Source organism: Parabacteroides sp. AF27-14, from assembly GCF_003635425.1.
Classification (GTDB): Bacteria; Bacteroidota; Bacteroidia; order Bacteroidales; family Tannerellaceae; genus Parabacteroides; species Parabacteroides distasonis.
Window position 1 is genome coordinate 332,941 of the sequence record NZ_QTLZ01000002.1, and the last position, 9,198, is coordinate 342,138.

Below are 9,198 nucleotides of genomic sequence, written 5' to 3' on the forward strand. Positions count from 1 at the left end.
CATGGTAAATAGATTAGAGAAAGGTTTTGCTCCTTTATGCTTCATTCAAGAGGGTAAACTTATTTGCTATAAAAGGGGATGTTTGTGGGTTTTGGCTGGGAATAAAGTGTTAGATAAATATCCAATATTTAATAGTGCCAAAGAGTTTCTTATAGGTGCGATAAATCCTTTTTCCCGTCTGTTAAGACTCGGTATCCGTGCCTCTATCGCCTTGGATGAGAATCGTGTTTTGCTTTCTAGGGGAAATCATATTTTTGAGTTGGATCTGTTGTCGGGCGAACGCTCCGGAGGGTATTTTATCGGGGAAGGCTTGCGCCCTTTGGCTTTTACGAAGATAGAGGGCATAAGAGGTTTTGACGATGCGGTAGTGTTTGGGGGATATCTCATGAATATGGATAAGGAACCTGTGCATATATACAAGCGGAAGTCTGTCGATCAATGGGAGGTGGTCTATACATTTGAGCGGGGTGTCATCAATCATGTGCATGCTATCGTGGCTGATCCTTATCGGGATTGTCTCTGGGCCTTTACCGGGGATTTCGATGAGGCTTCTGCAATCTGGAGGATCACGGATAATTTCAAAAGGGTGGAACGGGTAGCCTGGAATGACCAGCAATATAGGGGATGTGTTGTATTCCCGGTGAGAGAAGGCTTGTTGTATGCAACGGATGCTCCCTTCGCCAAGAATTATATTTACTTGATGAATCCGGATACGATGGAATTAAAGAGGATTGCACCGATTGACGGATCTTGCATCTATGGATGCCAATGCGGTGATCAATTTGTCTTCTCGTCTACGGTGGAACCGGACGGAAGGGATAGCTCTTTATTCAAGCTCTTTACGAGCCGTAAGCGAGGGGCTGGCATCACGGATATGTATGTGCATCTCTATTGTGGAAATATGGAAAAGGGATTTAGGGAGATCTACAAGGAGAGGAAGGATCTTTGGCCTTATGCGTTTCAGTTTGGTGTCTTTCGTTTTCCTTCTGGGAGGAATGATGCAAATACTTTATATTTTCAGCCTATAGCTACAAATAAAAATGATTTAAGTCTGTTAGCTTTAGATTTATCTGGGAAGTAATAATTTTAATATATATCATGTCAATTTTTAAAGACAAAACCCTGCTAATCACAGGTGGTACGGGTTCCTTTGGAAATGCTGTGCTTCGTCGTTTCTTAGATAGCGACATTAAGGAGGTTCGTATCTTCTCGCGAGATGAGAAGAAACAGGATGATATGCGTCATTTCTTGCAGGCACAACGTCCGGAGGTAGCTCATAAGGTGAAATTTTATATTGGTAATGTTCGCCAGCGTGAAGCGGTGGATTTCGCTATGACTGGTGTGGATTATGTGTTCTCTGCCGCTGCCCTTAAGCAGGTTCCTAGTTGTGAATTCTTCCCTATGGAGGCTGTGCGTACGAACGTGGAGGGTACAAATAACGTGTTGCTTTCCGCTATCGCTCATGGTGTGAAAAATGTGGTGGTGCTTTCTACCGATAAGGCTGCCTATCCTATCAACGCCATGGGGATCTCTAAATCTATGATGGAGAAGGTTGCTATTGCTCAAGGTCGTGCTTTGGGACAGAACGCAAAGACTACTATTTGCTGTACCCGTTATGGTAACGTTATGGCGAGCCGTGGCTCGGTGATCCCTTTGTGGGTAGAGCAGATGATGGATGGTAAGCCGATCACTATCACGGATCCAAATATGACTCGTTTTATGATGACTTTGGATGATGCCGTGGATTTGGTGATGTATGCCTTCACGCATGGTGAGAATGGTGATCTATTCGTGCAGAAAGCCCCTGCCGCTACACTTTCTACGCTGGCTACGGCTTTGAAAGAGGTTTATGCCAAGGTGGATCCTGTGTATGGCGATACGGAGGTGAAGGTGATCGGTACCCGCCACGGTGAGAAACTCTATGAGACGTTGGTGACCCGTGAGGAGATGGCCAAGGCTGTTGATATGGGTAACTATTACCGTATTCCATGTGATAACCGAGACTTGAACTATGATAAGTTCTTTACTGAGGGTTCTCATAAGGTTGAGCAGGTAGAGGAGTATCATTCCCATAATACCACCCGTCTCGATGTGGAGGACATGAAGGAAATGTTGCATAGACTTAATTTTATTCGTGAAGATCTGGGTTTACAAGCAAGAGTGAAAACTAAGGAAATACGTTCTGAGTAATAACTACCTGTATGAAAATATTAGTCTTGGGTGCTTCCGGTATGGCTGGCCATACTATTGCGCTTTATTTTAAAGAGCAAGGACATGAGGTGTATGCGTTCTCTCGCAAGCAATTTCTTTTTTGTACATGGATTGGTGGAGATGCATTTGATATAGATTTCTTGAAAAATATAGTAACTACAGGCAATTACGATGCTATAATTAATTGCATTGGTTTGTTGAATCAATTTGCTGATTCGGCTCCTGAAAAGGCTGTTTATATTAATAGTTATCTTCCTCATCAAATTGTAGCTTGGCTGACAGATACTCCGACACGCTTTATCCAGATGAGTACGGATTGTGTGTTTGCTGGTAATACAGGACCTTATGATGAGTGCTCCGTACCTGATGGATGTTCCTATTATGATAGGACAAAGGCATTGGGTGAGATTATGGATGATAAAAACCTTACCTTTAGAAATTCTATTATTGGTCCGGACATTAATGAACATGGAATAGGCCTTTTTCATTGGTTTATGAAACAACATACTCCAATAAATGGCTTTACAAAAGCTATATGGACAGGGGTTACTACTTTAACCCTTGCAAAAGCAATGGAACGTGCTCTACAAACAAACCTTACCGGATTATATAATTTGGTAAATAACGAAAGTATTAATAAATATAACTTGCTATGTCTCTTTAATAAGTACTTTAGAAATAACGAGATTCAGATAGCGAAGTCTGAAAAATTGGTTTTAGATAAGACCTTACTCAATAAGCGTACTGATTTTGATTTTGAGGTACCTTCTTACGAACAGATGATTATAGAGATGAAAGAGTGGGTTGATAACCATAAAGATATTTATCCTTTATATTGATTGGCTATATGGGAAAATTAAAATTAATGACTATTTTAGGTACTCGGCCTGAAATAATAAAGATGTCTGCCATTATTAAAAAGTGTGATAAGTATTTTGAACATTATCTTGTTCATACAGGGCAGAACTATGATTATACTTTAAACGAAGTGTTTTTTAAAGATCTAGCTTTGCGTGAGCCTGACTATTACTTAAATGTGGTTGGTGAAAACATAGGCCAGACCATGGCGAATGTGATCTCTAAGAGCTATGAATTGATGGTAGAAATAAAACCAGATGCTGTAATTGTGTTAGGTGATACTAATAGTTGCCTTTCTATTATTTCCGCAAAACGTTTGAAAATTCCGATATTTCATATGGAAGCAGGAAATCGTTGTAAAGATGAGAATTTACCTGAAGAGGTAATCAGAAGAATTGTAGATGTAACTAGCGATGTGAATCTTTGTTATAGCGAACATGCTCGTCGTTATATCCTTGATGCGGGGGTTAGGCCTGAGAATACTTATGTCGTCGGATCTCCTATGCGTGAGGTGTTGGATGGATGTATAGAACAAATTAATTCAAGTAAAGTATTAGGGCGTTTAGGGTTGGAAAGACATAAATATATCCTACTTTCAGCTCATCGCGAGGAAAATATAGATATTGAAGCTAATTTTTTCTCCTTGATGAATGCGGTTAATGCTATGGCTGATAAGTATAATATGCCTATTCTTTATTCTTGTCATCCGCGTAGCAAAAAGTTTATTGAGCAACGTGGGTTTAAGTTTGATAAACGAGTGATTCAAAGTAAACCATTAGGATTCCATGATTATAACCATTTACAACAGCATGCTTTTTGTGTGGTATCAGATAGTGGGACAGTTCCGGAAGAAGCTAGTTTCTTTAAATTTCCAGCGGTAAGTATTCGTACATCAACAGAGCGTCCGGAAGCTATGGATAAGGGCGTCTTTGTTATAGGGTCAATTTCTACAGAACAAGTATTACAGGCCGTTGATCTTGCTGTAGAAATGCATCTTTGTGGAGATTATGGATTAACGGTACCAGCTTATGATGATAGCAATGTATCCACTAAGGTGGTTAAGTTGATACAGAGTTATACAGGTATTATAAATAAGATGGTTTGGCGAAAATAAAGTAATATATGAATATTGTTTTTTTAACATTAGTAAGGATCTCAGATGTGTCTCAAAGGGGTATTTATACAGACTTATTGAGATTATTTCTAGAGAGAGGTCATTCTGTATATGTCGTGTCTGCGAATGAACGAAGATATGGAGGGAAAACAGAAGTTGTTGATTCTGGTCGATTACATATATTGAAAGTTAAAACTTTAAATATTCAAAAGACCAATTATATAGAGAAGGGTATAGGGGTACTTCTTTTAGAGAATCAATATATGTCTGCAATTAATAAATATTGGAATAATATACATTTTGACTTGATATTGTATTCTACGCCTCCTATTACGTTGAATGGTGTAATTCTGTATTTGAAGAATAAAAATAATGCAAAAACATATTTAATGTTAAAAGATATATTCCCTCAAAATGCAGTTGATCTAGGCTTATTATCTAAAAAAAGCTTGTTATATAAAATGTTTAGGAGAAAAGAGAAAAAACTATATAGCATATCAGACTACATTGGATGTACATCTCCTGCTAACATCGATTTTTTGATAGAGCATAATAAACAAATAGATAAGAGTAAATTGGAGATATGTCCTAATAGCGTTGAACTTCATGAAATGGAGTATTTTAGTAAGGATAATAGTGAATTTCTTGAAAAATTAAATATACCATCTGATAAGACTTTATTTATTTACGGAGGAAATTTAGGCGAACCTCAAGGATTGGATTTTTTGCTTAGAATAGTAGAAGCTAACGAGTTAAGGGCAGATTCATATATAATCATTATTGGTGGAGGTACTGGTTATGCAAAAGTAAAGAGATGGTTTGATGTTCATCTTCCTAAGAATGCTTTATTAATTCCTTATTTACCAAAAGCCGAATATGATAAGATAGTATGTTTATGTGATGTCGGACTGGTTCTGCTTGATCATCGCTTTACTGTTCCAAATACTCCTTCGCGTATGTTGTCGTATTTAGAATGTAGACTTCCAATATTATTGGCAACAGACATCGTTACCGATGCTGGAAGAATTGCTGAATCTAATGATTTTGGACGTTGGACAGTATCTGGAAATTTAGAAGAATTTATGAGTTTAATGCAGTATATGTCTGAGGATGGAAACAGACGTGTCGTAATGGGGAGAAATGGATATGATTTTTTGATGAATAATTGGACTGTGGAGCATACCTATAATTCTATTATGCGTCATTTCAGGTCGTAAGTAGTCAAATTAGGGGCCAATCATAGAATAAATGGTTTCGCTATCAGAGTGTTCCCACCCCCCTCCCCTCTAAGTTCTTAAAGGTTGTTAAATCAATCATTCGAGAATGCCTCCAGTGTATGGGAATATCGAAGAATCGTAGGATAGTAAAGTTGTTTACCTATGATAATCGTACAATGCAGGCAGTAGACGACGAGATAGCATAGTCTGCTGTGACGAGCCCTGGTACAAGGTTCGCAAATACGATAATTAATGGATGTTTTGGTGATATAAAGTAAAAGCATTAACTTTGTGAAAAACATGGATATATGAAAACAACAGCGATCATTCCTGAATCCGATTCATATTGGAATGTACTGAAGGATCTTAGTGATGAGGTGAAATTGGATTTAATATCTTGTCTAAGCCAATCGTTGCTTCGTTCCAAGGCTGAGAAAAAAACAATCTCCGCCAGTTTTTTTATGGCGTATGGGAAGACTCGGATTCTATTGAGGTGGGTCGTTTAGTGAAAGAAGTGCGTGAAGCCCGGAGTTAGGGCATATACAAGGTTTACGGCGTAGGACACAGAATTTGGACGAGTTCGTAAGTGCCTAAGGGGGTTGCCTGTCGTGGATTCTTTCGATATGTCTGCTTCGGAAAAAGCCCGTCTACGTTTAGCGGGGACTCCTATGGAAGATAATTTTGATTTATTGATTGGTTGCACCTCCGTGATTCACCGGATGGTAATGGTGACTGAAAATCTTAAGGATTTCAAGAATATATCGAATATCCGCTTTGAGAATTGGATCTGGAGGTGAAAAATTTTCAAATATTAGAATACCAAATACTTAACCTTTTCTGAAGCTGATGTAGTTTATTTGTTTATAGGGTATATTAGCTTGCCTCTTTTATCGTTTAATAATTGATCATGTACAAAGATTTTTGGAAGAGGGTGATTGATTTCATCCTCTCACTTCTTGCGTTGGCTATCCTGTGGCCGATACTACTTGTCATAACCATTTGGCTGCATTTCGCTAATAAGGGGGCAGGGGCTTTCTTTTTACAAGAGCGTCCGGGTAAGAATGAAAAGATATTCAAGGTTGTCAAGTTCAAGACCATGACGGATGAGCGGGATGCGGAAGGGAATCTGTTACCGGATGCCGACCGATTAACGAATGTAGGCAGGTTTGTTCGTTCTACTTCGATTGACGAGTTACCGCAGTTGATTAATGTAGTGAAAGGGGATATGGCTTTGATTGGTCCTCGGCCTCTCTTGTCGCAATATTTGCCTCTTTACTCAGAAGAGCAAGCGAGAAGGCATGAGGTTCGTCCGGGGATTACAGGTTGGGCACAATGCCATGGACGCAATGCGATCAGCTGGACGAGGAAGTTCGAGTTGGATGTTTGGTATGTGGATCATTGTTCGTTCCTGTTGGATCTGAGAATCTTATTCATCACCTTGAAAAAGGTCTTTGTGCGTGAAGGTATCTCACAAGAGGGACAGGCGACGATGGAGTTTTTTACAGGAAATAATTAAATCAAGATATGTATTTATATGGCGCAAGTGGTCACGCTAAAGTGATCATCGACATTTTGTGTGCGCAAGGTTCGCAAGTGGAGGGATTGATTGATGACAACTCTGAGATAAGGGAACTTCATGGATACCCAGTCTTTCACGGGAGGTCTGATCTATTTCCTCTAATTATCAGTATAGGAGACAACCGTATTCGTCGCATGATTAGCCAACATATGCAGGGGGTATTTGGTAGAGCCATTCATCCATCGGCTATCGTATCGCCTTCGGCTACGATTGGTGAGGGCACTGTCATTATGCAGGGAGCGATTGTGCAAGCTGATGCTCAAATAGGTAAACATTGTATTATTAACACGGGTGCCTCTATAGATCATGAATCAGTAATTGCTGATTATGTACATATTTCGCCCCATTCCACACTTTGTGGAAATGTGTATGTGGGTGAAGGCTCTTGGATAGGTGCAGGTTCGATTGTTATCCCTGGACTGCGGATTGGTCGTTGGTGTGTGATAGGAGCTGGATCGGTGGTAACGAAAGATATCCCAGATGGAGTTCTTGCTGTGGGAAACAGATGTAAGATAATCAAGAAAATAGCTAACGGAGAATAATATTAGGAATCAAATATGAACAAACGAATTTACCTTTGTCTTGCTCACATGAGCGGCAAGGAACAAATGTATATCAAAGAGGCCTTTGATACGAACTGGGTCGTGCCTCTAGGTCCGAACGTGAATGGATTCGAGAAGGATCTGGAGGAATTCGTGGGTGAAGGTAAACATGTGGTGGCTCTGTCTGCCGGTACTGCCGCAGTGCATCTGGCGTTGCTTGCCTGTGGCGTGAAGCCGGGGGATGAGGTGCTGGTACAGAGCTTTACCTTCTGTGCTTCCTCGCATCCGATCACTTATCTGGGGGCTACGCCTGTGTTCGTGGACTCGGAGGTGGATACTTGGAATATGGATCCTGTGTTGCTGGAAGAGGCGATTCAAGATCGTATCGAGAAGACGGGAAAAACACCGAAAGCGATTGTCCCAGTGGCCTTATATGGGATGCCTTATAAGGTGGATGAGATTATGGCTGTCGCTGATCGGTATGGGATTCCGGTCATAGAGGATGCGGCGGAGGGTCTTGGCTCTCGTTATGATGGACGTATGTTGGGTACGTTTGGAAAATATGGGGTGCTGTCGTTCAATGGGAATAAGATGATTACGACTAGTGGTGGTGGTGCGTTGATTTGTCCGGACGAGGTGGCTAAGCGGGAGATCATGTTCTACGCTACGCAGGCTCGGGAGGCTTATCCTTATTACCAGCATGAACGGATCGGGTATAATTATCGGATGTCGAATATTTGCGCGGGTATCGGACGTGGTCAGATGACGGTGGCTGACGCTCATGTGGCTCATCATAAGCATACGTGCGATTTATACCGGGAGCTGTTGAAGGATGTGAGAGGGATTACCTTGCATGAGAATCCTTCCGGCCGTTTTGATAGTAATTATTGGTTGAATACGATTGTCTTGGATCCTTCATTGAGGATGAAAGGACAGGAGGATGCTTATCAAGCAACGGTACAAGGTGCTGTTGGTGGTGCGGGCGGTGTGACTCACGTAGCGGTTAACGCACATACGGATTGCGAGCCGAATGCCAATGTCGAGGCGATGCGTATGGGACTTGATGCGATGGGTATAGAATCTCGCCCTTTGTGGAAACCGATGCATAAGCAACCTGTTTATAAGGATTGCCCGGCTTATGTGAATGGGGTGAGCGAATCTTTGTTTAAGGTTGGGTTGTGCCTGCCTTCTGGCCCGTATGTGACAGATGAGGATGTGGCCTATATCGTGGATTGTATAAAGAAGAATATACTATAGTTATCATGAACCCTTTTTCTCGACTATCTACCTGGTACTTTTCCAAGAAATCCTTACCCTATTGGGGTATTATCTTGCTGGATTGCTGCTTGATCCTATTTTCCGGATTATTGGTGTATACCTTGAATAACGGTGTATTATCAACCTTGGATATCTTAGGACATCTATTGGTCACGCTGTTGGTATGCCTGATTCCTTATCTGGTAGGCTTTCGCCTGTTCCATACCTATTCGGGGATTATACGTTATTCCTCTTTCGTGGACTTGCAAAAGGTGGGATTCGCCGTCTTGTTTGGCTTGATTTGCGTGGTCGTGTTTCAGGCGTTGACGGACTTTTCTCCTTATTTGGTGTATATCCGTAAACGGGATCTGATCCTCTCCGCGTTGTTGGCTATGAGCTTGATGTGGATGATGCGTGTGT

The 9,198-nt window shown here is 41.0% G+C and carries 10 protein-coding genes and 1 pseudogene; all 11 read left to right on the top strand.

The window, feature by feature from the left end; all coding sequences use genetic code 11:
- The first annotated feature begins 1 nt into the window (after position 1).
- Complete coding sequence (locus DWY79_RS03755) at positions 2-1,081, top strand: hypothetical protein (RefSeq protein ID WP_083785456.1); 1,080 nt, start codon at positions 2-4, stop codon at positions 1,079-1,081.
- A gap of 17 nt (positions 1,082-1,098) precedes the next feature.
- Positions 1,099-2,190, top strand: coding sequence for a polysaccharide biosynthesis protein (locus tag DWY79_RS03760; protein WP_122368871.1), 1,092 nt, complete (start codon positions 1,099-1,101; stop codon positions 2,188-2,190).
- A gap of 11 nt (positions 2,191-2,201) precedes the next feature.
- Positions 2,202-3,050 (top strand): sugar nucleotide-binding protein, encoded by an 849-nt coding sequence (locus DWY79_RS03765; RefSeq protein ID WP_009018253.1) that lies wholly within the window; start codon positions 2,202-2,204, stop codon positions 3,048-3,050.
- A gap of 8 nt (positions 3,051-3,058) precedes the next feature.
- Positions 3,059-4,183, top strand: a complete 1,125-nt coding sequence (gene wecB, locus DWY79_RS03770) for a non-hydrolyzing UDP-N-acetylglucosamine 2-epimerase (RefSeq protein ID WP_009018254.1) — start codon at positions 3,059-3,061, stop codon at positions 4,181-4,183.
- Between the two features lie 8 nt (positions 4,184-4,191).
- Positions 4,192-5,400: a glycosyltransferase family 4 protein gene (locus DWY79_RS03775; RefSeq protein ID WP_009018255.1), complete on the top strand. Its 1,209-nt coding sequence runs from the start codon at positions 4,192-4,194 to the stop codon at positions 5,398-5,400.
- 308 nt (positions 5,401-5,708) lie between these two features.
- Complete coding sequence (locus tag DWY79_RS03780; protein ID WP_122368872.1) at positions 5,709-5,906, top strand: hypothetical protein; 198 nt, start codon at positions 5,709-5,711, stop codon at positions 5,904-5,906.
- Between the two features lie 162 nt (positions 5,907-6,068).
- Entirely contained in the window at positions 6,069-6,197 is a 129-nt protein-coding gene (locus DWY79_RS23270) for a type II toxin-antitoxin system VapC family toxin (RefSeq protein WP_146375148.1), read from the top strand.
- A gap of 110 nt (positions 6,198-6,307) precedes the next feature.
- A complete protein-coding gene (locus DWY79_RS03785; RefSeq protein ID WP_122368873.1) occupies positions 6,308-6,916 on the top strand; it encodes a sugar transferase in 609 nt (202 codons plus the stop codon).
- Positions 6,917-6,924: 8 nt separating this feature from the next.
- On the top strand, positions 6,925-7,521 hold the full coding sequence (locus DWY79_RS03790) for an acetyltransferase (RefSeq protein ID WP_005854953.1): 597 nt from the start codon (positions 6,925-6,927) through the stop codon (positions 7,519-7,521).
- Positions 7,522-7,536: 15 nt separating this feature from the next.
- Positions 7,537-8,778, top strand: a complete 1,242-nt coding sequence (locus DWY79_RS03795) for a DegT/DnrJ/EryC1/StrS aminotransferase family protein (protein WP_122368874.1) — start codon at positions 7,537-7,539, stop codon at positions 8,776-8,778.
- A 5-nt stretch (positions 8,779-8,783) separates the two neighbouring features.
- Positions 8,784-9,198: pseudogene (locus DWY79_RS22960) on the top strand (polysaccharide biosynthesis protein); the annotation flags it as partial.